This window comes from Polynucleobacter paludilacus (genome assembly GCF_018687595.1).
GTDB lineage: Bacteria > Pseudomonadota > Gammaproteobacteria > Burkholderiales > Burkholderiaceae > Polynucleobacter > Polynucleobacter paludilacus.
The window spans coordinates 955710-982574 of sequence record NZ_CP061298.1 but is presented as its reverse complement, the minus strand read 5'-3'; the positions used below and the strand labels follow the sequence as shown (position 1 = coordinate 982574).

The following is a 26865-nucleotide window of genomic DNA, read 5'->3' as shown; positions in this document are numbered from 1 at the left end:
GAAATACCCAAAAATAGCGAATTTATGGCCAAAAAAGAAACCCCGAAAAGCGAAGTCCTTAGTTACAGACACTCGGATCGACGCAAAAATAACCCTGAGGTTGGCGTCGTTAATCCAGATACTGATCCAGACCAGCCAAAAACCAAGTATCAATATGATCCACATATAGATCCATCGATCTCATACGACGGAAATCGCTCTCACATAGAGCAGTTAATTGATGATGCTTTGCAATCAAAAGACTATGACGTCATGATTGCAGCTCTAGAGCAGCTAAAACGACAGCAATCGCCCTATCTTGCATGGGCAGGAAAGGCGGAGAAAACTAATTTTGAAGTTGATACTGTTTCTCTTCATGTGCACGAACGTATAGACCCTGCAAGTATTTTGTCTGCAGTGCGAAAAGAAATCAAAAAAGACAAATCAAAATCTGCACCATCTGGTCAATTAGGGCTATTTAATGCTCCTTTTGAAAATCTACCACTACGCGATGCAATTGATTTTTATAAGCATGATAGAGGTTGGGCAAATCGCTTAATAGCAGGCGATAGTTTATTGGTAATGAATAGCCTACTTCAAAAAGAAAGTATGGCGGGCGAAGTTCAAATGATTTACTTTGACCCTCCATATGGCATTAAGTATGGTTCTAATTTTCAACCTTTTGTGGACAAAAAAGAGGTTAAAGATAGAAAAGATGAAGATTTAACCCAAGAACCAGAGATGATCAAGGCCTTTCGAGACACTTGGGAATTGGGAATCCATTCCTATCTCACCTACTTGCGTGACAGAATCAAACTTGCGCACGAGCTATTGCACGATACCGGCAGTATCTTTATACAAATCTCTGATGAAAACGTTCATTTGGTAAGAAATTTACTAGATGAAGTTTTTGGTGCAGAAAACTTTTTCTCGGAGATATTGTTCACTAAAAAAAATATGCCACTAGGTGGTGCAAAGCTCTTTAATCCTGCTGATTATATTGTTTGGTACTGCAAAGACATTAAAAAAGTCAAATTCAATAAGCTATATAAAAATAAAAATATTGATGAAAATAGCTTATACAACTGGGGTGAGTTTCCGGATGGCTCTACCAGATCATTAAGACCATCAGAAATGAATTCCAAATTTCTAGATGAAAATAAAATAAAGTTATTCTTGCCAATGGACGCAAGGTCGTCGGGCTATTCACAAACCATGGACTTTCCAGTCTTTTGCAAGGGCAAGGAATTTAAACCGTCCGCTGGTAAAAGTTGGGCAACTACGCCCGATGGAATGAAGACCCTGCAGCAGGCGGGTCGTATTTTTGGTCAAGCAAATACTTTACGCTACAAACTATATTTGGATGACTACAGTGTCTCTGAATTGAGTAACCTATGGACAGATACTCGTGGAGAGGTTGATCGAAAGTATGTCGTGCAAACCGCAGAAAAGGTTATTGAGCGCTGCATTTTGATGACAACTGAACCTGGGGATTTAGTTTTTGACCCCACTTGTGGATCTGGAACTACAGCAACCTTAGCTGAAAAATTGGGTAGACGGTGGATTACTTGTGACACATCTCGTGTGGCTCTTACCCTAGCAAAACAAAGATTAATGACAGCTAGTTTTGATTATTTCGAGTTGAAATATCCTAACGAAGGTTTAAAAGGTGGGTTTATTTATAAAGCGATACCTCACGTTACATTGAAATCAATAGCGAACAACCCAGAAATTAGAGAGATATATACACGCTATGAAAATGAAATTAAAGAATTGCTTGTCGCTATAAATGCAGACTACAAATCAGATAAAGAATTAACTGAGGAGGACTATCCTTTTTCTATTGATTTAGACAATTCCTCAAATGCGCTCATAGAAAATATTGAAGCATTAAGAAAAGTCATTAAACAAAGGCAGGAGCTAATAAATGCATCAATTTCATCCCATGCCGATCAAGACCAACTGATTGATTCGCCATTAATAGATAAGACGAAACTACGGATCTCGGGACCATTTACCGTGGAGGCTGTCCCCTCACCGATGGTGGCCTCACTAGACGAGAAGGCTCCAATTCTTGATGTTGACCAAACAATATCCAGATCAGGAGAAAGCCAGAGACAGAATGACTGGCGTAACGAACTAATTAAAACTGGAATACGCGGTAAGAATGCTCAAATAATTAAACTTGTCGATCTTGAGCCATTGCCTGATGTTAAATATTTGAATGCTACAGGCGTTGTAGCGGATACCGGTGAAAGAGTAGTTGTCAGTTTTGGTCCTGAATACTCATTGCTTGAGCAGCGGCATGTTGAGATGGCAATGCGGGAGGCTGGGGAACTTTTCCCAAGGCCAAAAATTATTATTTTTTGCGCCTTCGATTTTGATCCAGAGGCCGCAAAGGATATAGATAGCACTAAAGGCATCATTGCTCTGAAGGTCAAAATGAATGCCGACTTATTAACTGATGACTTGAAAAAACTGAAAAGTAATAATCAGTCCTTCTGGTTAATGGGGCAGCCAGATGTTGCGATCAAAAAAATCAAAGATGACTTATGGCAGGTAGAAGTCCATGGTTTTGATTACTTTGATACAGCCAAAGGCGAATTAATTAGCGGTGGAAAGGGAAATATTGCATCTTGGATGCTTGATACCGATTACGACAGCCGCTCTTTATTTCCACGACAAGTATTTTTCCCAATGGCAGCCTCTAAAGATGGTTGGGGCAAGCTGAAAAAGGAAATTAAGGCAGAATTAGATGAGTCATCTTTAGCAAAATTTGGCGGCACTATTTCGATCCCTTTTGAAGCGGGTGAAAATAAGCGAATTGCTGTAAAGATTGTTGATGACCGAGGTATTGAGTCGTTAAAAGTTCTCGATTTAGAGGATTAATAATGGGCAACTCTTTAATCATTAACTCGCCATATGAGTGCCCCACTCATTACTGGACACCCAAGCGTGGTGGCGGTGGATTAGATCTGGTATCAAGTAGGCGACCTGCTGGATACGAAATTTTTGATACACGCCACAATACGCATAGAACTGAATCGCTAGATTTAGTTAATCAAATTCGTGGTCGCGTAGATCAGTGGCGTGCTGACGACTATGCGGGCATTACAAGCGTCACCCGCAATTTACTGGCGCACTGGAATGACAAATCTGCGCGGATGTTACCTTTTTACTTTTGCCAACTAGAAGCAATTGAAACATTGATTTGGTGGACTGAGGCCCCCAATAGCTATAAGCAAGGCATTCATTTGCCTAACGATGGCGGGGAATGGAGAAGACTCTGTAGCAAGATGGCGACAGGAAGCGGTAAAACAACTGTAATGGCTATGATCATTACTTGGCAAGTTCTTAATGCTTTGGCTTACCCAAAACGCAATAAGGATTTTTCAAGAGCAATTTTTATTGTCGCCCCTGGATTGACTGTAAAGGAGCGGCTACAGGTTCTCTTGCCCAGTGGACCAAATAACTACTATGACGAATTTGTACTTTGTCCGAATGATGCTTTAAGGCAGAAACTCAATCAAGCGGAAGTCCTTATAGAGAACTGGCACACATTAATGCCTTTGAAGCAATCAGAAAAAAGTGTTGTTAAAAAAGGCGCTGAAAGTGATAAAGCATTTTGCAGACGAGTATTGGGAAAGTTATTTAATTACAAAGATATCGTCGTCATTAACGATGAAGCGCATCATGCCTATCGCATTCCGGCTGATATTAAAGTTAAAAAAGATGATGATTTTGATCCTGAAGAGGCTACTCGATGGATTGAGGGCTTGGACCGCATTAATAAAGAAATCCGTATTCAAAAATGCTTTGATTTATCTGCAACACCTTTTGCTCCAACGGGAAGAACAAATACTGAGCAGGGTTTATTTGATTGGATATTAAGCGACTTCGGTCTAAATGATGCAATTGAAGCTGGTTTAGTTAAAACTCCTCGCGTAGTAGTTCGTGATGGAATTATTCCTGATACTTCTACTTTAAAACCCAAGCTATATCACCTCTATCGTGATGATGCAGTTAAAGACGATTTTGCTCGTCGTGGTGCAGAAGAGCATGAGCCATTACCCTTATTAGTTCAGCAGGCATATACATTGCTCGGTGCGGATTGGCGCGAAGCGGCGAAATTATGGAGTGATGCAGGTCATAACTCACCCCCTGTAATGCTCACCGTATGCAACAAAACTGAAACTGCCGCAAGGATCGAATACTTCTTTAACAATGGCGACTGTCATTGGCCTGAATTAAAGGCACCACTAAAGACATTGCGGGTTGACAGTAAGGTATTAGAGAAAGCAGAAATTGGAGAGTCTGCCACAGCCGATAAGGACTACGAAGCAAAGCTTATTAGCATTATTGATGCGTCTCCAATGGCTTCTGATAAGAAAGATAAGTTGCTCTCTGAAAAGAAAGAGCAATATTTGCGTGAAATTGTCGATACGGTTGGCAAACCTGATACGGCTGGTTCAAATTTACAAAATGTAATCTCCGTTGCAATGTTATCCGAAGGTTGGGATGCAAAAAACGTTACTCATATCATGGGGCTCAGAGCATTTACCAGCCAACTACTTTGTGAACAAGTTATTGGTCGAGGTTTGAGGCGGGTAGGCTACGATACGGAAACTGTTATAGGACCCGATGGAGTAGAGAGGCAGTTATTTACACCTGAATATGTAAATATTTTCGGTGTGCCTTTATCTATATTTCAAGATGATAGTGGCGACGGTACGGCTCCGCCACCACCAAAACCATCAACTCAAATCGCATCGATGCTTGAGCGAGGTAACTTAGAAATTAAATGGCCCAACGTTCTTCGTGTCGATTCAATAATTAAACCTAAGTTAGTCGTAGATTTTAATGCGGTTCTTCCTTTGAAACTAGACCCTTCGAGGATTCCCCTTTCAGTGGAGCTTGCCCCCGCAATTGGTGGCGCAACTAACTGGGACATGATTAGTGAAATTGACCTTGAGAAGCTTCCTGAAGAATTTAGATTACAACGTTTGATATTCAAAGCCGCCCAAAAAGCTTTCATGCAAACCAGCACAGGTTACAAGGGTAGTAAAGAGTATCTTGCATTCCAATTGATAAAGATAATTGAAGAATTTGTTAAGACTAATAAATTAGAAATCCCATCAATTTTTCATCAAGAGCCATTGAAAAAGCGAATTCTTATAGCATTAAGCATTGATTTAATTGTTGAACATTTAATGCGCTATTTGGTGGAACAGAATGAGGAAAGTTTAGAGTTAATTTATGACGAAGAGAATCCTATTGGCTCAACTGCAAACATGAGGACCTGGTACACAACTAAACCCTGCCAACCTACTACTAAGTCACAAATAAATAATTTAGTCGTTGATGCCGCATGGGAGGCTCACGTAGCTAATGTCATTGAGAGTCCGCAAATGAAGGAGGTTGTTGATGCATATGCAAAGAATGATCACCTTGGATTTTTCATTTATTACATGTGGAATGGCTCAAAACGCAAATACATACCAGACTATTTAATTAAGCTAGCCAGTGGAAAGACTTTGCTTTTAGAGGTGAAGGGTCAAGTTACAGAGCAGGAAGAGGCTAAATGGTCCGTAACCAGAAAATTAATTGCTGCAATTAATGAGCAAAAGTCCTTTGGTCAATGGGAATTTGAGGTTGTAACGGATATGGCTAAAGTTCAAGATGTTTTACTAAAACACGGATAGACCTTTTGTTAGTACCCGGTTGGTTTGCGTCCTTTGGAGCGGGGGATCTTGTAAAAGCTACCTTCAACAATAACGTCTTCAATTTTTCGTAGCCGAGTTAAACCAGCGCTTCTCTTGGCTTTAGCTTCAAGCGTTTCCCTCCCGTGCTTGTAATTTGGGTGCTGGGATCCCCTTAGTATTGATTTTGGTTTTCTAGAACCGTGAAATCGGCAAACCCGTCCACCATAAGCGGCTAAGTTAAGGCACTGGTTTCCAGTATGTTTTGCCTTTGCGTGACACTGTAAAGCACAGTTGTTTCTTATATTGGGTAATGGCATCTTAGATCCTATGTATTTAATTTGCGCTGCTGTTCCCTTGCACATGCACAAAATAGTGAATTTATCGCTCACCTCATATAAAGGCCGGGCAACTGAAATAACAGGATAGGGAGGGGGTTCCATATTTCCTCATAAGATTATTTCTCTAGAGTGTTTTATGTAAATAACCCTATATCCTGTGGTTGTTGTGGCTAAATCATTGCAATTCCTGTGTAAGCCCTCTCCTTAGCTATATACCCATCTGCCCCTATACCTCGTTCTTTCAGACGCTTAGTGAATGTTTTTTTACTCCCACGAAAGCAGCCGTTCTGTTGTGCCCACACCTCCCACTGACCCCAGAGATGAGGCTGTGAGATTTTTTGTTGGGGATCGAGAATACATTTTTCAGAAATAAATTCACCCAAAATATCGCACTCCGCTCTATATTGATTGCTGGCAACTTTAATTTGTGCCGAAGGTTTTAGTCTCTCAGCATGCCATTTGGATGCACCCTGAACCATCCAGAGCAAAATCCCATCCCTTTCAGCAAGCAGTTTTTCCTCTAGATTAGGGTCTGCCATTTCTTCTGGAATATTATTTTCAAAGGGTATTAGTCTGATTCTTCGCCAAGCCCCATTAGAGTCATCTGTAATTACGGGCTTATGGTTTCCTCGGATCCAAATTTTAAAAGTTGGCCAAAATTGAAAAAATTCTTGATGTAAAAATCGCGCCGAAATCCTTTCGGTGCTTACTAAGGTTTTAATGGTTAAGTCATCAAATCTTTGGTCGCTTCTGGTCTCATTTGCCAAAACAAGTCTTGCTCCACAAAGCCTGGCAATATCATTAGTTGCACTACTTCTATCTCGTCTCATCAACATCTCTGCTGGAGCAGTCATTGCATAGTCGCCCATAATCTTGGTTAGAACATTTGCAAAAACTGATTTACCATTACGCCCCATTCCAAAGCAAAAGTGCAGAACTTCCTCAGATACCAATCCTGTTAGAGAGTACCCAAGTGCTTTTTGTATATAGTCGATCGTATCCGCATCACCAAGGAAGCATTGATTTAGAAAGTCTAGCCATGTTGGGCACTTGGCACTAGGATCGTAATTTGCCGATACTTCTCTTGTGATGAGCATCGAGGGAACTGGTTTCAGGCGAGCACCACTTTTTAAATCAATCACACCGTTTTTACAGCCCAATAACATTGGGTCTTTATCAAGCTCTCCTAAGCTACCAATCCCCATATCTGGCTCAGACGCCGCAGTTTGTAGCATTGCCTCTAGACGATTTATGTTCTGAGAATTTTGTGCGTGTTGGATTAGTTTCTTTGAGTTTGAGTTAGCGGGATCTTTGCCAAATACTATCCCCGCATGCTTAGCAATTTCTGAGGCAATATTCTTTGCTGCCTGCAGCGCCTCTCCCTTTTCGCACCATTCCCATCGAGTTTCGTTGAACTTTAGCCACTTAGACTTTGGGTAGCAATAGATCATTTTTCCTCTAAACTCATTTGCAAAAAAGCGCCCATTAAATACGTCGCCAAATGTATCTAAATCATTGGATTTTTGGATTAATGGAAACAATTCTTTCTGATACCCGCTCCAGCCATATTGCTTTGCATGGTGGTATAGAGTTCCAGTGCCCATTGATTGTGGTGAATATTTCCAAACGTCATCAAATGCTTTTTCACTATATCCCTGTGGGTTTATTTTTTTATCATAGTTACCAGCAGTTTTTGACCAATCCCTTGCCCTTTGTTCTCCGCACTGAAATCCATGCGCTTTTATAGAGTAAAGAATATTGCACCAAGTTTTTCTATCAATATCGGCTGGAATTGCGGATAGTGCAGATTCTAATCTTTCGATATTTTCGTGGGTTTCTGGAGTGGATGAATGTACATCTAGCACCGGCGTTAAATTTTTGTATGTAGGTCCTACATTTAAAGAGTATTTTTTTAATATTTCATCAACTGATAGTGAGCTTCCTTTGAATCTAATAATTTTGGATGTTATTAGAGGTGTGTATATGGGCTGAGTTGCACGATACACAGATGAGTCGAAATTAATTAATAGGATTCCAATGCTTGATTCAATAAGTTTTTCTGCCGCCGCCCCTAATTGCTCGCCCTCCGCCGGAAGAATTTCCCGGGTTAACTCAACGAGTGCTCTAGCTCTGGGTGAATCTTCCGTATGAGAGGCAGTTGTATAAATCAGGCAATTAAATTGACTAAAAAAATCACAGGTATTGTTAAATACACTGGGACTCTCAAAACCATCAAAATCAAAGGCTAGGAATCGACGGGGCTGTCCGTAGTTAGCAAGTCGCCAGTGCTCAACTCCAATGAAGTCATTAGGTCTTTCGTAGTGCACGCCTTTGGATAGGGCTGCGCATATATAGGCTTGTCCCTTAGTGAGACTTTTATCATTTGCTACTGCATCAGCGAATTCATTAAAGCTGGCAACTGTTAATTGAGTGGGGGCATTATCAAATTTGTTTATACCCCGTGAATATACAAAAGACATCAAAATCTCCTAAAACATTATTAAAAATGTTGGAGATCAGCAGGCAATAGTCGACCCCCAACGCATGTTGGAGACCAATCTTTTTATCGCTGCTTTCGGCATCATCACCTAAGCTACCGCTGGCTTTTTCTTATGCGATACGCATTCTGGGACAGCCACCCCTTTTGATAGGTCATATGATATAAATCATCACGATATAGATCTTAAATTTTTATCCTGTTCTTTGCCAGGTAAAAAATCAGAAATACTCTCAAAACATCTTATGGAGAACTTATCTATTTAAATCATGAAGTTAGATCTTTAGATAGATTTGTTATATAAAATCCCAGCCTTATTCTCTTTCTAGTTTCAAAAATATAGCTTCGTGAGAAGGGTGTGTATACCGTTTCAACATTCCTAAAGTTCGGTGTCCGCTTATGTGAGAAAGCTCAATTACATTTAGGCCAGCATCTGATAGTCGGCTTAGTGCTTCATGCCTTAAATCATGAAAACGAAGGTCATAAAAAGGATTTACTCCAATACCATTCCATCGACCTTTTGCGTACTCTTTAAGGTGTCCAAATTGACTGCGTAAGGCGTCCATACCCATTGGAAATACTCTTTCTTCATCTTTTGAAAGAGCTTCTAAAACAGCTATTGCCTGCCTTGTAAGTGGTACTTGGCGTGGCTCACCATTCTTTGTTTGATGTAGATATGCTTTGCGATTAGGCAAGTCAATATCCGCCCAAGTAAGTCTCATCAGTTCACCTCGTCTCATTCCTGTATAGATTGCAAATTGAATAATCGATCGAAGTAGGGGGAGTGATAGTTGGTCGCAACCAGATAAAAGTAGGCACTCTAATTCAACATTGACTCGTTTAGTTCTACCTTGTGATGGCGGCATTCGTTTGATGCCTTTAATAGGGTTCGCAATATCTATGTCCCATTCATCTTTTAGCATCTGAAAGAGCTTTGAAATGGTGTTGAAATAGTGGTTAATTGTTTCGCCAGAACGACCCATCTTTAATAAGTCATCTCGCAGAGTAATGACACTTTGTTTATCCACCTTGCCTACTTCTAGGTCTCCCCAGCGTTTAATGAGGATGTTTAGTCTGGAAGTTTCACAACGCACTATCTTCTTGTGAATGGAGTGTGTCTTTTGGTAGTGGTGGGCGGCTTGTTGAAAGGGTATGCTTTTATCCACCATGCGAGATCTCTCCGCCTCGTGTGACTTGAACTCTCCCCGATCCATCTGAATTTCAATATCTCTGCTCCAGCGTAGCGCCTCGGCATGGGTAATAAAAGTTTTAGATTGAGTGGGAAAACCTCTACGTATAACTCTGACTCTGTACTTCTTTCCACGTTTTTGAATGGCTGCCACAAATGACTCCGTTGACCAAAAATTGACCAAATGACGTCATCTCAATTTGTATTTCTCCCTAAGTGATTGTTTTCGTTGCTTCTTTTGCCTAGACCCGTTGGGTCTACAACGCCCTTCTAAGGCGTAGGTCGCACGTTCGAATCGTGCTGGGCAGGCCAAATCTCCTAATTAATAGTGTTTCAGGCTTATCTATTGGCTCGATTGTGGCTAATCATTGCTGAGCTTGGCCGGCGTAGGTTGATCAGTAAATTTGTCTTGTAAACCGACAAATTTTGACTTGGAAAGCACTTTAATCCCAGTTTCTTGTTGCTTTTTCATTAGGGTAACTACGCCTCACATGAACCGTAAACCGATTCCTGTATAACGATAATTAATCTAATTAATATATGTAATTAAATGAATGGGATCTTCAATGTTCTTTAAAAGATTTTTGATTGGATTTTTTTCAATGTCAATAATTGCGGGACCAGTATTTGCTCAATCCGATTCTGCCCCAAAAGAAAAAAAGCCAAATATTGTTTACTTCCTGGTTGACAACACGGGGTGGGGATCGTTTGGTGTTTATGGCGGCACAGTGCCAACTCCAAATATTGATAAGTTAGCAAGTCAAGGCATTCGCTTTAATAACTACAACGTTGAAGCTCAGTGCACGCCATCTCGTTCTGCAATCATGACCGGGCGTCACCCTGTACGATCAGGAACCACTTCAGTTCCTTGGCCCGGTCAAGGAAAGGCGGGAATGGCCCCATGGGAATACACCATCGCTAAGCTACTTTCCGATTCTGGTTATGCCACTGCTCTATACGGTAAGTGGCACTTAGGTAACACGCAAGGCCGTATGCCTAATGATCAGGGTTTTGATGAATGGTGGGGTACCCCCGATACATGGGATCAAGCTGGCTATACACAGTGGCCTCTATTTAAAGAGAGTGGAGTTCCTGTTCCAATGCTCTGGGAAGGCAAGAAAGGGCAAAAATCTAAACCCGTCATGCCACTTGATCTAAAGATTCGTCCAGTGATTGATGAGAAGTACATTATTCCCAAGACGGTTGAATACATCAAGAAAAATGCTGCAGAAAATAAACCATTTTTTGTATATGTTGGTTATTCAGAAATGCATGAGCCACCAATAGCTAATCCGAACTTTGCTGGTAAGTCTACACAACGTGGTGGACTCTTTGCAGACCTCGTTGCTGAAATGGACTATCGCGTTGGGCAGGTGATGCAAGCTGTTAAGGATGCAGGCGTTGAAGACAATACTATTTTTATCTTCAGTAGTGATAACGCTGGAGGTGGTGCGAGTCCTCAGATTGGTGGCGCAACCAATGGACCATTTCGTGGCAATTTCTTCAACACACCATTTGAGGGAAGCATGCGTGTACCTGCGATGATTCGCTGGCCTGGCCACGTCCCATCGGGCATGGTTACTGAAGAAATGTTTGCCGCAGTGGATTGGATGCCAACAATTGCTGGAATGGTTGGCTCATCCAATTTGGTTCCTAAAGATCGTCCGATCGATGGGGTTGATGCCTCGAATTTCATGCTTGGGAAGAGTAAAACGACTGGCCGAGACTTATATCCATTCTTTGGTATTGATGGGGAGTTGATGTCAATTAAATGGAAGATCTATAAAACGATCTTTAGGTACGCAGAATCTCCCGAGTCCATTGGAAAGCCTTATGTAAAACCTCAGATTCCAATGATTTATGACTTGAGTAGCGATCCCCATGAAGACAATAATCTGATGTACACCGATCTAACCTTGGGTTGGGTTTATGCCCCAAGCTTTAAGTGGATTGAAGGCTATGAAGCAAGTATTAAAAAATATCCCAATATCAAGGTTGGCGAAGATTTCAAAGGTTACGCAAATAAATAGGTAGTTGGATTAATAACAGCTTAGGAATTGAAATGTTTTTACGAAGATTACTGATCGGGTTCGTGTCGATTTCAGTGGCTGCACCAACCGTATTTGCACAAACTGCTCCTGCTCAAAAGAAACCTAACGTTGTTTTTATTCTTGCTGATAACGTTGGCTATGGAGATATGGGGCCTTACGGTGGCGGTGAATTACGAGGCGCCCCTACACCACGCACTGATGAATTAGCCAAGAATGGGCTAAAGCTCACCCAGTATTTGGTAGAGCCAGCATGCACACCATCTCGTGCTGCATTAATGACCGGGCAATACTCCATTCGGAATGGTTTGTCACTTGTTGCAGAGGCTGGCACTCCTAGTACTTTACCGGGCAAGGCCTACACAATGGGTCAATTGTTTAAAGATGCAGGTTACGCAACCGCAATTTTTGGAAAATGGCATTTAGGTGCATCACCTCAGAGTTTGCCCGGTGCTCACGGATTCGATCAGTATTACGGTCTACCGCCGGATGTCTCTTGGGATTCTGCCACCTACGTTGCACAAGCTTTACAAACACATTCCTATCCAAATGTGCCCGATAAGGTTTTATATGAAAAGGGGCCTTGGGTTACTCAGCAAAAGGGAAATGGACCGCTTGAGCGTGTAAAGCCATTTACGATGGAGGTCAGAGCAGAGATTGATAATGAATTGACTGATAAATCTATTGCATTCATGAAGCAGGAGAATGCCGCTGGCAAACCATTCTTTCTTTATCTGCCATTCTCAATGGGTCATTCACCGAATCTTTCTTCAAAGCAGTTCGCTGGAAAGTCCCGCATTGGTCAGTACGGTGACAAATTGATGGAGGGGGATTATCACGTTGGCCAAATCATGGATGCCCTCAAAGAAATGAATATTGAGGACAATACTATTTTGGTTTTTGCCTCTGATAATGGCAGTACCGGACAATACATGATGACTTATGATCGATTGGGTCTTGGTGCTCCTGACATGGGATCAAATGGGCCGTTTCGAGGGGATCTAGGCGAGGCCACGGAAGGAGCTGTTCGTACTTTTTGCTTTATTCGCTGGCCCGGTCATATCGCTCCAAATACCTCTTCATATGCCATGTTTTCGATCATGGACTTTATGCCGACCTTTGCCGCTATCTTGGGCGCTAAGCTACCAACAGATCGAGCCATTGATGGAGTCAATCAATTAGATATGCTTACTGGTATGAGCAAAACAGGTAATCGCGAACATTTAATGTCATTTATTGGCGCAGATTTAGTAGCGGTTCGCTGGAAGCAGTGGAGAATGTATTTTAGGGATATGAATCGTACGGGTACTGGTCAGCAAATGCTTGGCGGCATAGCTGCTAATTCAGTTCCAATGTACTACCCAAAGGTTTACAACATCGAAATGGATCCGCATGAAGATTTACAATTAGTAAATTACGAATCAATTTCAGTTAACGCATTCAAAGCAATTCAAGAGTATCTTGCCTCGGTTAAGAAGTTCCCCAACCCACCACCTGCTAACTTAACCAACTTTAATGCGCGTTAAGAAGGAATGTTGAGTGCATAGCCAGCTTTGCAAAAGAAGTTTAGGAATTTTTTCTAAACTTCTTTTGATTTCATTCAGCTTCTTTTCGTCGCAATCGGTATTGGCAGATGAAGGTGGAGTTCCCTTTTGGATGTCTGGTCAATACGCTAGTATGGCTGCAGTTCCATCACAACCTGGTTGGTCATTGGTATTGATGCCTTATGTCTATAGTGGTAGTGCAGATAAATCAAAAAACTTTCAACATGGCCAAAGTGTTAATGCTGGCTTAAGCGCCAGAGAATCCATTTTCTTATTTCAGTTGGGATACTCAGCAGAGGAAAAGATCTTAGGCGGGCAGCCCTATGTTGGAGTGGGCTGGGGTCCTGGTTCCAATACCACTACAGCATTTACAAGCGTCTCAAGTCTAAATACTGAATTTAATAAAGCAAATTCGGTAACAGGAAGTACTGATATATATCCCCTGGCCAGTTTGGCGTGGAATAAAGGCAATAATAATTTCATGACCTATGTGACCGGCGATATACCAGTGGGCACCTATAGTGCAAGCAGTCTTTCTAGTATTGGTATTGGTCACGCTGCAATGGACGCAGGTGGTGGCTACACTTATCTGAACAACACTACCGGCCTTGAATTCTCTAGCGTAGTGGGCGCAACCTATAACTGGATGAATAATCAAACCAATTATAAGAATGGCATCGACTCCCATATGGATTGGTCACTCTCTCAATTTGTATCGCAAAACTGGCAGGTTGGCATTGCCGGATATGTTTACTATCAGCTTACTGCTGACTCTGGAAGTGGCGCTAGGTTGGGTGCCTTCAAGTCCCAAGTTGCAGCTATTGGTCCGCAAGTTGGGTATCTATTTAATATCGGTAAAAAGCAGGCTTATATCAATCTGCGGGCATATAAAGAGTTCTGGGCTCAAAATCGGGTTGAGGGATATGCCATGATTTCAACCATCAGTATTCCATTGGGAAAGTAGCAAGACGATGAATATGCGTCGCACAGGTGTTTTGATTACAGTACTTGCAGTTTTAGGAATCGGCGCATATCTGGTCTGGAGTAACTTCTTTTCAAAACCTCAGCAGGCAGCCCCTCAAGTTCTTCTGGGTGACGGGATAAAGGGGCCCAAAGGAATGGCTTGGATTCCTGGAGGTGAATTTTTTATGGGCAGTGATCATAAAAAATCCCAAGCCAATGAGCGGCCAACTCATAAAGTGAAAGTATCTGGATTTTGGATGGACACCACTCATGTTACTAATGATCAATTCGCACAATTCGTTAAAGAAACCAATTACAAAACAACTGCAGAGCAAGTTCCTGATTGGGAAACCATTCGTGTACAACTTCCACCAGGAACACCTAAGCCGCCTGCTTCAGTATTTGTAGCTGGCGCCATGGTTTTTGTTGGCACTAAAGCAAAGGTCAATCTCAATGATTACTCACAGTGGTGGGCCTATGTGCCTGGTGCTAATTGGCGGCATCCAACCGGCCCAAAAAGCAATATTGATGGCAAGGGGAATCATCCGGTAGTTCAAGTGAGTTACGAGGATGCTTTGGCATATGCCAAGTGGGCAGGCAAGCGATTGCCTACCGAAGCGGAATGGGAGTTTGCTGCGCGCGGTGGTTTGAATCAAGCAACCTATGTATGGGGTGATCAACTAGAGCAAGAAGGAAAGTTACCGGCCAACATTTGGGATGTAAAGAAGCAGGCATTTCCGGTAGTTAATCCAGTCCTAAGTCCTAAGGCGGGAGGTGCAATCGGTACCAGTTCAGTAGGAACCTTTCCACAAAATGGCTTTGGCCTATTTGATATGACTGGCAATGCTTGGCAATGGGTTGCCGATTGGTATCGCTCAGATTATTTTGCTATGCAAGCTAAGGAGTTTGGTAATGTTGTAGTCAATAACCCTCAAGGCCCAAGCAGCTCATATGATCCAGATGATTATGGTGTGCCTGTAAACGCACCCAAGAGGGTGATCCGAGGCGGATCATTTTTATGCAATGAAGATTACTGCCAGTCTTATCGTCCAAGTGCAAGACGTGGCGCAGATCCATATAGTCCAATGTCACACCTTGGATTTAGATTGGTACAAGACTCTAAGTAGTAATTTTGTCGGTTTACCCGACAAATTTCACGCCTGACCATCGAGTTGCCTGCACATGCCACGCGACATCCACTCAATTCCACCCCGCGCCACAGATCTCGGTGCGTATCGAACACCTGATCTTGCCAGGCTTATGTCATTGTCTAAGCTATTGATTTATATCATTTTTCCAGCTTCTAAGGCGTAGGTCGCACGTTCGAATCGTGCTAGGTGGAGTCAAAAATCTCATTCCCAACCATCCCCACTTTTTGGATAGAATGATTATTACAATCAATTTGATTTGCAATACTTTTTAAGGATAGTCTATGGCAGCCATTACCGAAGCCAATCTCATTCAGAACATGAGCCAAGCCTATAACTCTCATTTCAGTAAAAATGCCAATGCGGGTGAGGCCTTAGTCCACATGATGGAAATCAGCAAGATGGATCACCCCAATCTCAGAAATATTAATCCCAACGATGTTTTGGTTACCCTTTCTCGTGGATTGAATCTCTCTAGCAGAGAGAGGCTCAGAGCCTTTGCATGTGAAGTCATTGTTTATTTAATGAAGAATGTTGTTGGATCCAAGCTGCCCGAGGCTGAGCTGATAGCAATGACCGAGGCTAGGGTCAGAGCTTAATCTTTCCTTGATGGATAACGCTCCTCTAAGGGGGGTCGCACGTTCGAATCGTGCTGGGCAGGCCACCAATTCACCCTGTCATATTTCAGTCACATTAATAGCTGAAAGTTAGCTCAATTTCTACTCATATCTCAAGACGACCATTATGAAGATTTCATCTGTATTGAAGTTTGCTCTCCCTGCATTGGTGCTTACTCAATCGTTCGCAATTGATGCTGCTACGATTTATCCAATTAATGACGCAAGCATTTTGTTGGGCTCTAAATTTGATCTTAAGGTGGAGTTCAATACGGTTGTACCCGCTGACGATATTCAACTCACAGTCAATGGCGCTCCACTCAAGAGTGTGATTTCGGTTCCTGCAGAATACATTGCCAATGAGAACGGTAAAGGCAGCTCGATTATTTATCGAGATGTTCAGTTAAAGCAGGCGGGTAAGTTGATGATTGACGCTAAAGCGGGTGATGAGGTCGCTAAAGTGACTTGGGATGTGTATGCTAGCGGCCCGCGCAGAGTGAAGAATGTCATTTTCTTCATCGGCGATGGGATGACCATTGCCAATAGAACGGCCGCAAGAGTTCTCTCCAAGGGCATCATCCAAGGTAAGTATCAAAACGTATTGTCATTTGACGATATGCCCAATACTGCTTTGATTGGAACCTCAGGCTCTGACTCATTAATTACAGACTCGGCAAACTCCATGAGTGCCTATATGACTGGCCATAAAACAGCAGTCAATGCCATGGGAGTGTATGTATCTAGAGCTACTGATAACTTAGCCCATCCAAAAGTGGAGACTCTCGCCGAGCTCATCAAGCGCAAAACAAAGATGTCCGTGGGCATTGTGTCTGATGCTGAGCTAGAGGATGCCACCCCAGGTGCGGTCGTATCACACACACGACGTCGTGCCGATAAGCAATATATTGCCGACCAGCTATTGGCTAGCGGAGCAGAGGTCATTTTAGGTGGTGGTTCAGCTTACTTCTATCCCCAATCATCTAAGGGCTCAAAGCGTAAAGATGAAAACAATCTAGTCGATCAATTTAAGTCAAACGGCTATCAATTGGCATTTACTAAACAAGAGCTAATGAGTGAGGCGCAAAATCCCGCAACCAAAAAACTCTTTGGCGTCTTTCATCCAGACAATATGGACGGATCTTTAGATCGATTCTTCTTGAAAAAGAATACCGTCATGGAATATCCCAATCAGCCTGATTTAACGCAAATGACTCAGGCTGCATTAGATGTGCTCTCAAAGAACCAGAATGGATTTTTCTTGATGGTTGAGGCTGCATTGATTGATAAGTTCAATCATCCTTTGGACTGGGAGCGCGCAGCATTTGATACGATCATGCTCAGTAATGCGGTGCAGATTGCAAAAGATTTTGCCAAGACCCATCCAGACACCTTAATTATTGTGACTCCGGATCATACGCATAGTGGCTCAATTAGCGGTGTAGTAAACGATGCTAAGCCAGGACCACTCAGAGAGAAGGTGGGGACTTATGCTGAGGCAGGCTATCCCAATTACCCAAAAGCTAATGTCGAGGGATATCCTAATCAGATTGATGTCTCCAAGCGCCTTGCCTTTTTCTATGGCAACTATCCTGACCATTACGAAACGATGCACCCTAAATTGGACGGCACCTTTGTACCTGCTATCAAATCAGCCGACGGCACTTATGTAGCAAATCCTAAATATCTGCAGCAACAAGAAGATGCGATTCACGTGGGCGGTAATCTGCCGGTCAATCAAGAGACTGGGGTTCATACGGCTGATGATGCTGTGCTCAATGCAACCGGCCCAAATTCGGATAAGTTCAAAGGCTTTATGGACAACACCAAAGTCTTTAAAGTCATCGCCGAAAGTTTGGGACTAGGGCAAAAATAAATCCTAGAGGGGGTCCATAACCCAAAAATGATGGGTCCCATCTCTGCCTAATTGCTCGACAAGACCGAATTCCCAATCGAGATAGGCCTGCATTGATGCTGGGGTTGCATTGGTGCCCTCATAGGGGCGTTGATAGCGATCAATTGTGGGAGAGGCTAGATTCAGTTGATCTGATTGCATTGCATAGCCAGCGTCACGCCACGAGCTATTGCCACCAGCCAAGACATAAACCGAGGCTTGCGTTAGGGCAGCAAATTCTGGAGTGGTGAAGATGGCCAGCTCGGCTGGGCTGCTCGTCAGAACATAGCGTTCTGCTTTGGGTAATTTAGCGAGCGCGTCTTTCAGTAAAGAGCGCAGTGCAAACCAGCTGCCTGGAATATGTCCTTTGGAGTAATTCTGATGCGTACTCAAATCGACTACAACCGTATGGGACTCACTAAGCCATTTATGTAGAGTTTGAGCATCGATCTCTTGAGTTTTGGGAAGCAGAGGGAGAGCCAGGGCTGGCCTTCCTTTCTCAGTCAGATCACCATTTTCAATACCATCGAGCACATAAACATCCCATGCCATTTGCGCTAGCCAAGAGGCTGGCATATTGGCGCGTACCCCGCTGGGATCTACCAAAACAATGCGGGCGCCTCTTACGGGGGCGTACATCTCCGTTTCTTGAACAAGCTGACCACCCGGTACCGAACGAAAGCCTGGTAGATGGCCAGCTTCATATTCTTCAGGAGTGCGCGTGTCAAAGAAATATGTGGTGCGATCAGATTGTTGTTGCCATTTTTTCAGATCAGATTTACTGGCACGTTTGACATGGGCTCGATCAGCAACTTTTCTAGATTGATTGAGTGCCTCTTGAGCGGTTGCGGGACTGACATCAGAGAACTTGCGTGATTGACCATGGTCTAAGACCTGGCCTGCTAACTTCCAGCCAATCGTGCCATTACGCAAGGCATGGACTTCATTGGGAATGCCCGCATTAATGAGGGACTGAGTACCAATAATGCTCCGGGTTCGTCCAGCACAATTAACAATGACTTTGGTTTTAGGATTGGGCGCAATCTCTGGAAGGCGGAGTACCAGCTCAGCTCCAGGTACGCTCATACCCGTTGGAATACTCATAGTTTGGTATTCATCGAAGCGACGCACATCTACGACCACAACATCCGCTTTTGAATCAATCAGTTGCTTTACCTCTTGAGCAGATAGGGAAGGGGTATGGACTTTAGACTCAACCAGCTCACCAAAGGATTTACTGGGAACATTGACGTCACGAAACACTTCACCACCAGAGCGCTTCCATTCTTTAACGCCACCAGCAAAGACGGCTACATCGGAATAGCCTAAAGCCATCAATCGATTAGCCGCTAATTGTGCATCGCCTTCACCATCATCTAGAGTGACAATCGGAACCTCTTTTTTGGGCAACTTGGTATAGGCGTCAATTTCGATGCGAGAGAGCGGGAAGTTGGCTGCAAATAAGGGATGCTCTTGTGCATGAGGGTCTTCCTCGCGGACATCCAAAAAAGCAATTTCTTCCTTGTTAACTAACTTAGCTCTAACGAAGGCGTAATCTTTGGTATTCATGGGGTGCGCAATAGGTCAACTGATCAAGTGCATGATCATGACATATTTTTAGGAGGATAAAAAAATACCCTAAATCAAGGCTTAGCTGAGCTGCAAATATCCAGTTTTAACTCAATCAAAGTCACAATCGTCGTCAAACATCTGGTATTCCAGATGAATCTCTTTGCGAGTTTGGTGCTGCCAAATTAAACGGTCTTTTAATAACTGGTATTTCAGTGAATCAGCATACTCATCAAAATAATCATCAGCTTCAGCAACGTAATGGTGGATCTTCATCATTACCTCCTCACTTTAGGTTTGTGACCTAAGGACTAGCAGAGCAAACTAATTAATATGGTGATGAATTATTTCGCTCCGTTTATCCATTAGTTGTGCGCAGTGTGATCAAGCCCAGATGACCTGTCTATCAATTCACTAAAAAAGATTGCTATTGATGTGCAAAAGCGACAGAATGATTCCAGTCGAGAATAAAAAGAGAGGAATAAAACGATGAAACCTTTTTACATTGACTACCCTCAAGAAAAAATTGAGGGTCATCTACATGCTTATCAGTGCGCCTTTTGCAAAATTCCCACTACTGAGATTTTTGGACTACTAGAAAATCATGCCAAAGACTGCAGCTATCGTATTCAGGCTGGTGGCTTGTCACACTCAGAACCCAAAAAGATATCCCAGGTTATTGAGCCATCCCTTTCGGATGAGCTTGATTGAGCTTAGCCCAGTGGCTTACTGCCTTTTCGTAAAATAGATCCACTATGACAAAATATCTCGTCCCGACCCTGACATTCTCAACCCTGCTTGGCTTAACAGCCTGCACAAGTATGGATAAGTTTCAGGCCAGGTTGGAGGCTGACCCACAATGCCCGCCTGTCATGAATGCAAAGACGGGTGCCTTAATGCCTTGTCCAACTCCGCCTAAGGCGCAGCCCGCTGTGGTAACCCAGAAAAATGTGCAGCCTTCGAGCATGCCTTCCAGTAATGCGACCCAAGCCCCAGCAAGCAATGTAAGTGGGGCAACGTCCCCAATTACACCGCAAAATACTGAGAACAATAAACCCCAAGCAAGCGTGAGTAATTCTGGATCCTCAGCCAAAGTCATATCACCGAGTCTGATGGCCAATCCCGAGTGCAAAGGGGTCTTGCATCAAAAGACAGGCGCCTTGATGCCTTGCCCAAATCCCTAATACAGGGATATTTAAAGGACTTTAGTTGTTGGCTAAGGCTAGGATCTGGTCAAGAGTCACGTAACCGCGACCTTGACTATCGATATAACTGAAGTGTTCTGCAACTCTTGGCATACCAGCCTGAGCCTCTGCCAAAGTAAGCTTGCCATCATGATTCTTATCGGCCGCCTTAAATTTAGCGACAATCTCTTTGTCCTCGGCGCTCATTTGCGTTTGAGCTTGGGCGGTGATTTGACCGCCTAGGCCCGCAAGCATAAAACTCACAGCAACCGCACGATGCAATAGCGTTTTCATGATTCAACCCTGATTACTGTTTGACAGACAACTGCAGTGCTTGACGAACCGCTTTCTTGGCCATATCGGTAAACGCCTCTACTGAGCCAGAACCTGTTCTGAAAGATTCGCCTTGAATCGTAATCAATCCTTCACCCAGCAATTGATTGGATTGGCTATCTGTAATTTTGTTCTCAATGATTAAAGCGGGGGTCTTGGCATTCATCCCTGCTGCATAGGCTGCACCATTGACTGCTAAGCCAATCGGTGTGAAGTTCCAAGGCTGCAAGCTGTTGGCTGACATTTCGGCACCGGTAATACCAACCGATACTCTAGCAACACCAGGACCTGGTTTTTGAACAATCGTAATATTGCTTTTGCCATTAATAGCATTCACCATCGAGTCTTGTAATGCAGCTTTTACTTGCTCCAGAGTTTGCGCAGAAACTTGTTGTGTTTGGGTTTGATTCAAATAAATTGGTGTCAAGATCACGCCAGTATATTTATTTGGATCAACGTTGGCATCACGATAGCGCCACATCCGAATATCTTGTGGAGTATCTGGAACAACTTGCAATAATTTGTAATTCGGTAAGAAGCCAGACTCAGGCATTGGCTCTGATAAGTATTTAGAAGTATTGCTACAAGCGCCAATCAATAGAACAGCTGGGATGAAGTAGCAGAGTGAGAGTAGATTGCGACGGTTCATAAAATCTCCAAAGGGTATCTCTAATGTTTATAACACCATTCAATGTAAGTAAATCGAATTGGGTGTTCGGTTTTACATCTCAAAACTAGGGTGCTAATTTGGGTAGCTTGATGGATGTTGCTAGGCAAGGCATGATGATCTTAGGATCGGTAATCAGCAGCTTTTTATTCTTGCCGGGGTACTCGACCCTCGATAGTAAATCTCGGATTAGATTGAGATGGGTGAGTTTTTTATCATTGGCATTGACTACAGTCCAGGGTGCATCAGGGCTGGTTGTTTTCTCAAGCATGAGATCACGAGCAACGCTATAAGCGTGCCATTTCTTCTGAGCCTGCTGATCGATAGGGCTGATCTTCCATTGCTTCAGGGGATCCTTGGCACGATCAGCTAAACGATGTGCTTGCTCAGCCTTATCAATATCAAGATAGTATTTAAGGATCTGAATTCCGGAGCTCACCAAAAGACTTTCAAAGTCATTGACCGACGCCATGAACTCTTTGTACTGGGCATCAGTACAGAATCCCATGACCTTCTCAACACCAGCACGGTTGTACCAGCTCCGATTGAAGATCACAAATTCACCCGCGCTCGGAAGCTCGGCTACGTAGCGTTGGAAGTACCATTCGCCTTCCTCGCGGTCGCTCGGTTTACCAAGAGCGATCACATGGGTATCACGTGGGCTTAAGTTCTGAGTAATGCACTTGATCGTGCCATCTTTGCCGGCAGTATCCCTGCCTTCCAGAATCACTAAGAGTCGATCACCTTTACTAATAATGCGCTTTTGTAACTTGACGAGTTCAATCTGCAGTAGCCTAAGCTCTGCCTCGTAAGTCAATTCCTTTTTGCTAACCTTGATTGGCTTGATTGCTGCAGTAGAGACTTTTTTCAAGAACTATGAATTGCTGCTTGGAGTAGTTGTAGGAGTTACCGGCGCCACTTTCTTAGCAACAGTTTTCTTCTTGGCGGTAACTTTTCTGACTACCTTTTTAGCGGCCACTTTCTTGGCAGGCGCTTTTTTCGCTAAAGTCTTCTTGGCAGGCGCTTTCTTCGTAGCTACTTTTTTGGCTGCTACTTTTTTAGCTGGTTTGACAGAAGCTTTATTGAGCTTCTTGACGACTTTTTCTTTTGCTACTTCTAATTTATGAAGTTTCTTGGTGAGCTTCTTAATCGTTTTCTTGGTCATGATGTTCCTTGTTTAATGGGGCGCGCTCTGAATAATAGGGCGGAGCTCAGGCTAATCCTACGATTTATTGAAGATGCTTTCAAGCTTTTATGACATCTATAAAGCAAAAAACCCTAGACCAGAGGCTCTAGGGTTTGATGGGTTCCTGAAAAAGCTTATTCAGGATGAAAATTGTTACTAGCCATAAAGCTGATGGTGTGCTCGAATCCTAAAATACGGATGTAACGCCAAGCAATATCTCGGTATTTGCTGTCCAAGTAGCCGATGGCAGTCTCGGGATCGCTTCTTTTAGCCAAATCAATTTGTTGAATTGCACGGGCCCAACGTTTGAGTCTTGTTGACATATATGTCACCTCCATGCCCTATACAACGCCCCTTAAATGGGCAAAGATGACATGAATTACAAAAAAATCCTCAAAAAATGGACTTTTCCCTGAAATGGGGCCTCTAATAGTCAAAAAAGGGGATTCAGACCCCAGATTGAGCCTTATTTTTAGCTTTGGCCTCGGCTTTAATCGGCTTTAAGTACATCAAAAGGCATACAAAGGCGATGGTGGCCAAGACGGTTTCTAGGATGGCGAGGTAGAAATTCCAGCCCGATTCGCTAATACGGACGAGACCTTCGGTGATATACAGCAGGATCAGCATGGAAGCCCATTGCATGGTGTAAACATTGCCCTTCCAAATCCCCCGCATGGGCAACAGCAGTGGCAAAGCTTTGAGGATGAGCCATGAACCTTCTGGGCGCAATGGGGAGATAAACCACTCCCAACAGACACACAAAATGAACAAATCGATGTAGGCTGCTAAGGCCAGGATTTGATAGGGGTTTTTATTGGCGGGCAATTTAAACATGGGATTAGTTATTAGCTCTTGCCAAGCTTGAGGGCGAACTCAGCCAAGCGTTTGCCTTGGGCCTTAGCAAGGCGCTGTTCTTCTGGACTGATCGGAGCGCGGCCATCGGCATGGGCTAAATGACTCACGCCATAAGGGCCGCCACCATTGGGCGTACTCATCAGATCTGGCTCGCTATAAGGGAGGCCCATGATCACCATGCCGTGATGAAGTAGGGGAATCATCATGGTTAAGAGGGTGCTCTCTTGACCGCCATGCAAGCTACCAGTGCTCGTAAAGACACAAGCAGGCTTTCCGATGAGGGCCCCATTCATCCATTGCGCAGAGCTGCCATCCCAAAAGTATTTCATGGGGGCGGCCATATTGCCAAAACGGGTAGGGGATCCTAAAGCTAGACCAACGCATTCTTGTAAATCAGAATATTCAACGTAAGGAGCGCCTTCATTGGGTACGCTTGCTTCAGTAGCTTCGCATACGGCCGAGACTGCAGGAACTGTCCGCAGGCGTGCGTTTGCACCGGGCACACTTTCAATGCCCTCGGCGATCAGGCGAGCAAGCTCTTTGGTAGCCCCATGGCGGGAGTAATACAAAACTAAAATATCGTGTTGACTCATATTCTCTTATGATACGTCGATGCGCCTGTTTCGGAATCCTCAATTATGGCTCGCTCTAGCTAAACAGATCTGGGAGCGTAATCGCCATCAAAATTTATCGCAAGCCGCTGGTAATTTGGCTTTCACCACTACCTTGGCTTTAGTGCCGATGTTTACGGTGGCATCCCTTTTGCTGGGGACCTTGCCCAAGGTTGTCAGAATGAAAGTGGCATTTCAGTCTTGGCTATTGGATACCTATATGCCTGGTGGTTTGAACCAGCAGGTCTTTATTTACTTGGATCAATTCTCCCGTCAGGCTAAAGGACTGACCTTGGTGAGTACCTTGGGCTTAATCGTCACCAGTGTGATGGCAATCGCAGGGGTAGAACAGGCTTTTAATCGGATCTTTCAGCTCTCGGGGCGCCGACCATTGTTGAATCAAATTCTGATTTACTCAGGCGCAACATTGATTGGTCCTTTTTTGCTGGGCTTTGGAATTTATCTCAGCAGTCTGCTCTTAGGTGCAGCTGAGGGCTGGATCGATACCCTGAGCATGGGCTTCGCAACCTTTGCGACGATCTCTCCCATCTTATTGGCAGTAGCCGTATTTACGGTAGCCTATAAATATTTACCTTACACCACTGTGGCTTGGCGCGATGCGATTGCAGGCGCCTTGATTGCCGCATTCTTTTTTGAGTTGATGAAATTTGGCTTTGGTTTGTTTTTGACCAATGCCCGTTTTTATAGAACGGTTTACGGCGCCTTTGCGATTCTGCCTTTGGCGCTCATTTGGATTTATCTCACGTGGTGGATCACTTTGGCTGGCGCTGTGATTGTCGCTAATCTTCCCCCTATTAGAGCGGGTTTAGTTAGGGTTATTCGCTACTAATTCCGCATTCTCTGCCCTTGATTTGAGGGCGGCTTCAGACTATATTAAATCTCATAAGAGAACAAAAATAACGGAGATGGGTATGAAGGTTCGGGATATCTTGCGAGTAAAGGGTGGGACATTATTCACCGTGCCACCTAACGCAGCCCTGGGGTCGGCGGTATTGACCATGAGTGATCACGATATTGGCTCCCTCGTTGTCATGGAGGGCGATCAGTTAGCTGGTATTTTGACCTTTCGCGAGGTGATGCAGGCACTCGCAAAACACCACGGCAGTTTGGGGGGTCTCGAGGTGCGTTCAGTGATGAACTCAAAACCCCTGACTTGCAATATGGAAACTGAAATGGATGAGGTTCGTCGCATGATGTTGGTTGAGCATGCCCGTTACCTTCCCGTCATTGATCAAAAAATGCTCATGGGCGTGATTTCTTTCTATGACGTAGCCCATGCGGTAGTTGAAGCGCAGGATTTTGAAAACTCCATGCTCAAGGCCTATATTCGGGATTGGCCGGAAGACACGACTAAAGCTACAAACTAAACACTCTTTCTGACAGATGCCATAATGTTGCTATGTCAGGAAATACTTTAGGCCTTCTCTTTACCGTAACCACCTTTGGTGAGTCACACGGCCCAGCGATCGGGGCGATTGTTGATGGCTGCCCGCCTGGAATGGCGCTCTCAGAAGCGGATTTACAGACTGATCTTGATCGGCGCAAGCCAGGTACCTCTCGACACGTCACCCAGCGCAAAGAAGAGGACAAGGTTGAAATTCTGTCGGGAGTCTTTGAAGGCAAAACGACGGGCACACCAATTGCTTTACTAATTCGCAACACCGACCAACGTAGCCAAGACTATGGTGATATTTTGCAAACCTTTAGACCAGGCCATGCAGACTATGCCTATCACTATAAGTACGGCTTGCGTGATCCGCGAGGTGGTGGCAGATCCTCTGCGCGTTTGACCGCTCCGGTTGTCGCTGCGGCAGCAATCGCAAAAAAATGGTTACATCAACAATATGGCACTGAGATTTTTGGCTATATGAGTCAGCTGGGTGAGCACGTGATTCCGTTTGAGGATGAGAAGCAGATTGAGAACAACGCTTTCTTTGCACCCAATGCCAAGATCATTCCTGAGCTTGAAGCGTACATGGATAGCTTGCGTAAAGCGGGTGATTCTTGCGGTGCCCGAATTGAAGTGCGCGCTCGAAATGTACCCATGGGTTTGGGTGAGCCTCTGTTTGATAAATTGGATGCCGATATTGCGCATGTCATGATGGGAATTAATGCTGTCAAAGGCGTTGAAATTGGATCTGGCTTTCAGTCGGTAGTGCAAAAGGGTAGTGAGCATGGCGATGAAATGCATCCTGATGGTTATGCCAGCAATAACTCCGGAGGCACTCTGGGCGGCATCAGCACAGGCCAAGAGCTCAGAGTCTCGATTGCAATCAAGCCCACCTCAAGTATCCTGAGTCCCAAGCAATCAGTGGACTTAGATGGCAAACCCATGACTGTGCAAACAAAGGGTCGTCATGATCCATGCGTTGGTATTCGGGCAACACCGATTGCCGAGGCTATGTTAGCGCTGGTTCTGATGGATCACGCTCTTCGTCATCGCGCACAGTGCGGTGATGTCAAAGTATCGGTTCCCGCCGTAGCCGCAACTAGACCTGGCGCGAAGTAGGTCTCGCATCTGAC

At 44.0% G+C, this 26865-nt stretch carries 24 protein-coding genes and 1 tRNA gene; 14 read left to right on the top strand and 11 right to left on the bottom strand.

The genetic code is table 11. The annotated features are described in order from the left end of the window. Window positions 1-24: 24 nt before the first annotated feature. Together AOC06_RS05195 and AOC06_RS05190 are read left to right on the top strand one after the other, a co-directional pair. On the top strand, window positions 25-2868 hold the full coding sequence (locus AOC06_RS05195) for a site-specific DNA-methyltransferase (protein WP_215379192.1): 2844 nt from the start codon (window positions 25-27) through the stop codon (window positions 2866-2868). Window positions 2869-2870: 2 nt separating this feature from the next. After that, on the top strand, window positions 2871-5681 hold the full coding sequence (locus AOC06_RS05190) for a BPTD_3080 family restriction endonuclease (protein WP_215379189.1): 2811 nt from the start codon (window positions 2871-2873) through the stop codon (window positions 5679-5681). Window positions 5682-6189: 508 nt separating this feature from the next. Here AOC06_RS05190 and AOC06_RS05185 read toward each other — a convergent pair. Then, window positions 6190-8499, bottom strand: coding sequence for a DNA primase family protein (locus tag AOC06_RS05185; RefSeq protein ID WP_215379187.1), 2310 nt, complete (start codon window positions 8497-8499; stop codon window positions 6190-6192). Between the two features lie 331 nt (window positions 8500-8830). Continuing rightward, window positions 8831-9859, bottom strand: a complete 1029-nt coding sequence (locus AOC06_RS05180) for a site-specific integrase (protein WP_215379185.1) — start codon at window positions 9857-9859, stop codon at window positions 8831-8833. A gap of 84 nt (window positions 9860-9943) precedes the next feature. Here AOC06_RS05180 and AOC06_RS05175 point away from each other — a divergent pair. The 7 genes from AOC06_RS05175 (at window position 9944) to AOC06_RS05145 (ending at window position 17898) form a co-directional block, all read left to right on the top strand. Continuing rightward, a tRNA-OTHER gene (locus tag AOC06_RS05175) sits at window positions 9944-10017 on the top strand. A 290-nt stretch (window positions 10018-10307) separates the two neighbouring features. Then, the gene (locus tag AOC06_RS05170; protein ID WP_215379183.1) at window positions 10308-11735 is read left to right on the top strand and encodes an arylsulfatase; all 1428 of its coding nucleotides are present in this window, start codon (window positions 10308-10310) and stop codon (window positions 11733-11735) included. 32 nt (window positions 11736-11767) lie between these two features. Further along, entirely contained in the window at window positions 11768-13279 is a 1512-nt protein-coding gene (locus AOC06_RS05165; protein ID WP_215379182.1) for an arylsulfatase, read from the top strand. A gap of 64 nt (window positions 13280-13343) precedes the next feature. Next, entirely contained in the window at window positions 13344-14261 is a 918-nt protein-coding gene (locus tag AOC06_RS05160) for a SphA family protein (RefSeq protein WP_215379180.1), read from the top strand. Window positions 14262-14274: 13 nt separating this feature from the next. Then, complete coding sequence (locus AOC06_RS05155; RefSeq protein WP_439650698.1) at window positions 14275-15387, top strand: formylglycine-generating enzyme family protein; 1113 nt, start codon at window positions 14275-14277, stop codon at window positions 15385-15387. Window positions 15388-15692: 305 nt separating this feature from the next. Next, window positions 15693-16007, top strand: a complete 315-nt coding sequence (locus AOC06_RS05150) for a hypothetical protein (protein ID WP_215272507.1) — start codon at window positions 15693-15695, stop codon at window positions 16005-16007. Window positions 16008-16152: 145 nt separating this feature from the next. Then, complete coding sequence (locus tag AOC06_RS05145) at window positions 16153-17898, top strand: alkaline phosphatase (RefSeq protein WP_215379176.1); 1746 nt, start codon at window positions 16153-16155, stop codon at window positions 17896-17898. 3 nt (window positions 17899-17901) lie between these two features. On the opposite strand, the gene AOC06_RS05140 is transcribed toward AOC06_RS05145, so the two are convergent. Both AOC06_RS05140 and AOC06_RS05135 read right to left on the bottom strand, forming a co-directional pair. Next, window positions 17902-19485 carry a rhodanese homology domain-containing protein gene (locus AOC06_RS05140; RefSeq protein WP_215379174.1) on the bottom strand — a complete coding sequence of 528 codons (1584 nt, stop codon included), beginning with the start codon at window positions 19483-19485 and terminating at the stop codon, window positions 17902-17904. Window positions 19486-19596: 111 nt separating this feature from the next. Continuing rightward, entirely contained in the window at window positions 19597-19764 is a 168-nt protein-coding gene (locus tag AOC06_RS05135; RefSeq protein ID WP_215332145.1) for a hypothetical protein, read from the bottom strand. Window positions 19765-19974: 210 nt separating this feature from the next. Between AOC06_RS05135 and AOC06_RS05130 the strand changes: the two genes are divergently transcribed. Both AOC06_RS05130 and AOC06_RS05125 read left to right on the top strand, forming a co-directional pair. Next, window positions 19975-20196, top strand: a complete 222-nt coding sequence (locus tag AOC06_RS05130; RefSeq protein WP_215281929.1) for a hypothetical protein — start codon at window positions 19975-19977, stop codon at window positions 20194-20196. A gap of 44 nt (window positions 20197-20240) precedes the next feature. After that, on the top strand, window positions 20241-20669 hold the full coding sequence (locus tag AOC06_RS05125; protein ID WP_215332143.1) for a hypothetical protein: 429 nt from the start codon (window positions 20241-20243) through the stop codon (window positions 20667-20669). A 21-nt stretch (window positions 20670-20690) separates the two neighbouring features. On the opposite strand, the gene AOC06_RS05120 is transcribed toward AOC06_RS05125, so the two are convergent. The 7 genes from AOC06_RS05120 to wrbA all read right to left on the bottom strand — a co-directional run bounded on the left by AOC06_RS05120 (window position 20691) and on the right by wrbA (window position 24303). Next, complete coding sequence (locus tag AOC06_RS05120) at window positions 20691-20963, bottom strand: EF-hand domain-containing protein (protein WP_439650650.1); 273 nt, start codon at window positions 20961-20963, stop codon at window positions 20691-20693. Between the two features lie 13 nt (window positions 20964-20976). Beyond that, window positions 20977-21651, bottom strand: a complete 675-nt coding sequence (locus AOC06_RS05115) for a DUF3313 domain-containing protein (protein ID WP_215379171.1) — start codon at window positions 21649-21651, stop codon at window positions 20977-20979. Between the two features lie 85 nt (window positions 21652-21736). Next, window positions 21737-22540: a polyphosphate kinase 2 gene (gene ppk2 / locus AOC06_RS05110; protein WP_215379168.1), complete on the bottom strand. Its 804-nt coding sequence runs from the start codon at window positions 22538-22540 to the stop codon at window positions 21737-21739. Window positions 22541-22543: 3 nt separating this feature from the next. After that, on the bottom strand, window positions 22544-22834 hold the full coding sequence (locus tag AOC06_RS05105; RefSeq protein WP_215379165.1) for a hypothetical protein: 291 nt from the start codon (window positions 22832-22834) through the stop codon (window positions 22544-22546). 155 nt (window positions 22835-22989) lie between these two features. Beyond that, window positions 22990-23178 carry a hypothetical protein gene (locus AOC06_RS05100; protein WP_112204208.1) on the bottom strand — a complete coding sequence of 63 codons (189 nt, stop codon included), beginning with the start codon at window positions 23176-23178 and terminating at the stop codon, window positions 22990-22992. Window positions 23179-23302: 124 nt separating this feature from the next. Beyond that, window positions 23303-23689: a DUF2069 domain-containing protein gene (locus AOC06_RS05095; RefSeq protein ID WP_215379162.1), complete on the bottom strand. Its 387-nt coding sequence runs from the start codon at window positions 23687-23689 to the stop codon at window positions 23303-23305. 11 nt (window positions 23690-23700) lie between these two features. Further along, a complete protein-coding gene (wrbA, locus tag AOC06_RS05090; RefSeq protein WP_215379160.1) occupies window positions 23701-24303 on the bottom strand; it encodes an NAD(P)H:quinone oxidoreductase in 603 nt (200 codons plus the stop codon). Between the two features lie 19 nt (window positions 24304-24322). Here wrbA and AOC06_RS05085 point away from each other — a divergent pair, with 19 nt between their 5' ends. The 3 genes from AOC06_RS05085 to aroC all read left to right on the top strand — a co-directional run bounded on the left by AOC06_RS05085 (window position 24323) and on the right by aroC (window position 26851). Continuing rightward, a complete protein-coding gene (locus AOC06_RS05085) occupies window positions 24323-25171 on the top strand; it encodes a YihY family inner membrane protein (RefSeq protein ID WP_215379157.1) in 849 nt (282 codons plus the stop codon). A gap of 82 nt (window positions 25172-25253) precedes the next feature. Beyond that, entirely contained in the window at window positions 25254-25709 is a 456-nt protein-coding gene (locus AOC06_RS05080; protein WP_215379154.1) for a CBS domain-containing protein, read from the top strand. Between the two features lie 32 nt (window positions 25710-25741). Beyond that, entirely contained in the window at window positions 25742-26851 is a 1110-nt protein-coding gene (gene aroC / locus AOC06_RS05075) for a chorismate synthase (protein WP_215379151.1), read from the top strand. The last annotated feature ends 14 nt before the right edge of the window (window positions 26852-26865 follow it).

Excerpts from the sequence above, each read along its gene's own strand:
- AOC06_RS05195 (WP_215379192.1), top strand. The coding sequence starts at position 25 with ATGGCCAAAAAAGAAACCCCGAAAAGCGAAGTCCTTAGTTACAGACAC.
- AOC06_RS05190 (WP_215379189.1), top strand. The coding sequence starts at position 2,871 with ATGGGCAACTCTTTAATCATTAACTCGCCATATGAGTGCCCCACTCAT.
- AOC06_RS05185 (WP_215379187.1), bottom strand. The coding sequence starts at position 8,499 with ATGTCTTTTGTATATTCACGGGGTATAAACAAATTTGATAATGCCCCC.
- AOC06_RS05170 (WP_215379183.1), top strand. The coding sequence starts at position 10,308 with ATGTCAATAATTGCGGGACCAGTATTTGCTCAATCCGATTCTGCCCCA.
- AOC06_RS05165 (WP_215379182.1), top strand. The coding sequence starts at position 11,768 with ATGTTTTTACGAAGATTACTGATCGGGTTCGTGTCGATTTCAGTGGCT.
- AOC06_RS05155 (WP_439650698.1), top strand. The coding sequence starts at position 14,275 with ATGCGTCGCACAGGTGTTTTGATTACAGTACTTGCAGTTTTAGGAATC.
- AOC06_RS05150 (WP_215272507.1), top strand. The coding sequence starts at position 15,693 with ATGGCAGCCATTACCGAAGCCAATCTCATTCAGAACATGAGCCAAGCC.
- AOC06_RS05145 (WP_215379176.1), top strand. The coding sequence starts at position 16,153 with ATGAAGATTTCATCTGTATTGAAGTTTGCTCTCCCTGCATTGGTGCTT.
- AOC06_RS05140 (WP_215379174.1), bottom strand. The coding sequence starts at position 19,485 with ATGAATACCAAAGATTACGCCTTCGTTAGAGCTAAGTTAGTTAACAAG.
- AOC06_RS05135 (WP_215332145.1), bottom strand. The coding sequence starts at position 19,764 with ATGATGAAGATCCACCATTACGTTGCTGAAGCTGATGATTATTTTGAT.
- AOC06_RS05130 (WP_215281929.1), top strand. The coding sequence starts at position 19,975 with ATGAAACCTTTTTACATTGACTACCCTCAAGAAAAAATTGAGGGTCAT.
- AOC06_RS05125 (WP_215332143.1), top strand. The coding sequence starts at position 20,241 with ATGACAAAATATCTCGTCCCGACCCTGACATTCTCAACCCTGCTTGGC.
- AOC06_RS05120 (WP_439650650.1), bottom strand. The coding sequence starts at position 20,963 with ATGAAAACGCTATTGCATCGTGCGGTTGCTGTGAGTTTTATGCTTGCG.
- AOC06_RS05115 (WP_215379171.1), bottom strand. The coding sequence starts at position 21,651 with ATGAACCGTCGCAATCTACTCTCACTCTGCTACTTCATCCCAGCTGTT.
- AOC06_RS05105 (WP_215379165.1), bottom strand. The coding sequence starts at position 22,834 with ATGACCAAGAAAACGATTAAGAAGCTCACCAAGAAACTTCATAAATTA.
- AOC06_RS05100 (WP_112204208.1), bottom strand. The coding sequence starts at position 23,178 with ATGTCAACAAGACTCAAACGTTGGGCCCGTGCAATTCAACAAATTGAT.
- AOC06_RS05095 (WP_215379162.1), bottom strand. The coding sequence starts at position 23,689 with ATGTTTAAATTGCCCGCCAATAAAAACCCCTATCAAATCCTGGCCTTA.
- wrbA (WP_215379160.1), bottom strand. The coding sequence starts at position 24,303 with ATGAGTCAACACGATATTTTAGTTTTGTATTACTCCCGCCATGGGGCT.
- AOC06_RS05085 (WP_215379157.1), top strand. The coding sequence starts at position 24,323 with ATGCGCCTGTTTCGGAATCCTCAATTATGGCTCGCTCTAGCTAAACAG.
- AOC06_RS05080 (WP_215379154.1), top strand. The coding sequence starts at position 25,254 with ATGAAGGTTCGGGATATCTTGCGAGTAAAGGGTGGGACATTATTCACC.
- aroC (WP_215379151.1), top strand. The coding sequence starts at position 25,742 with ATGTCAGGAAATACTTTAGGCCTTCTCTTTACCGTAACCACCTTTGGT.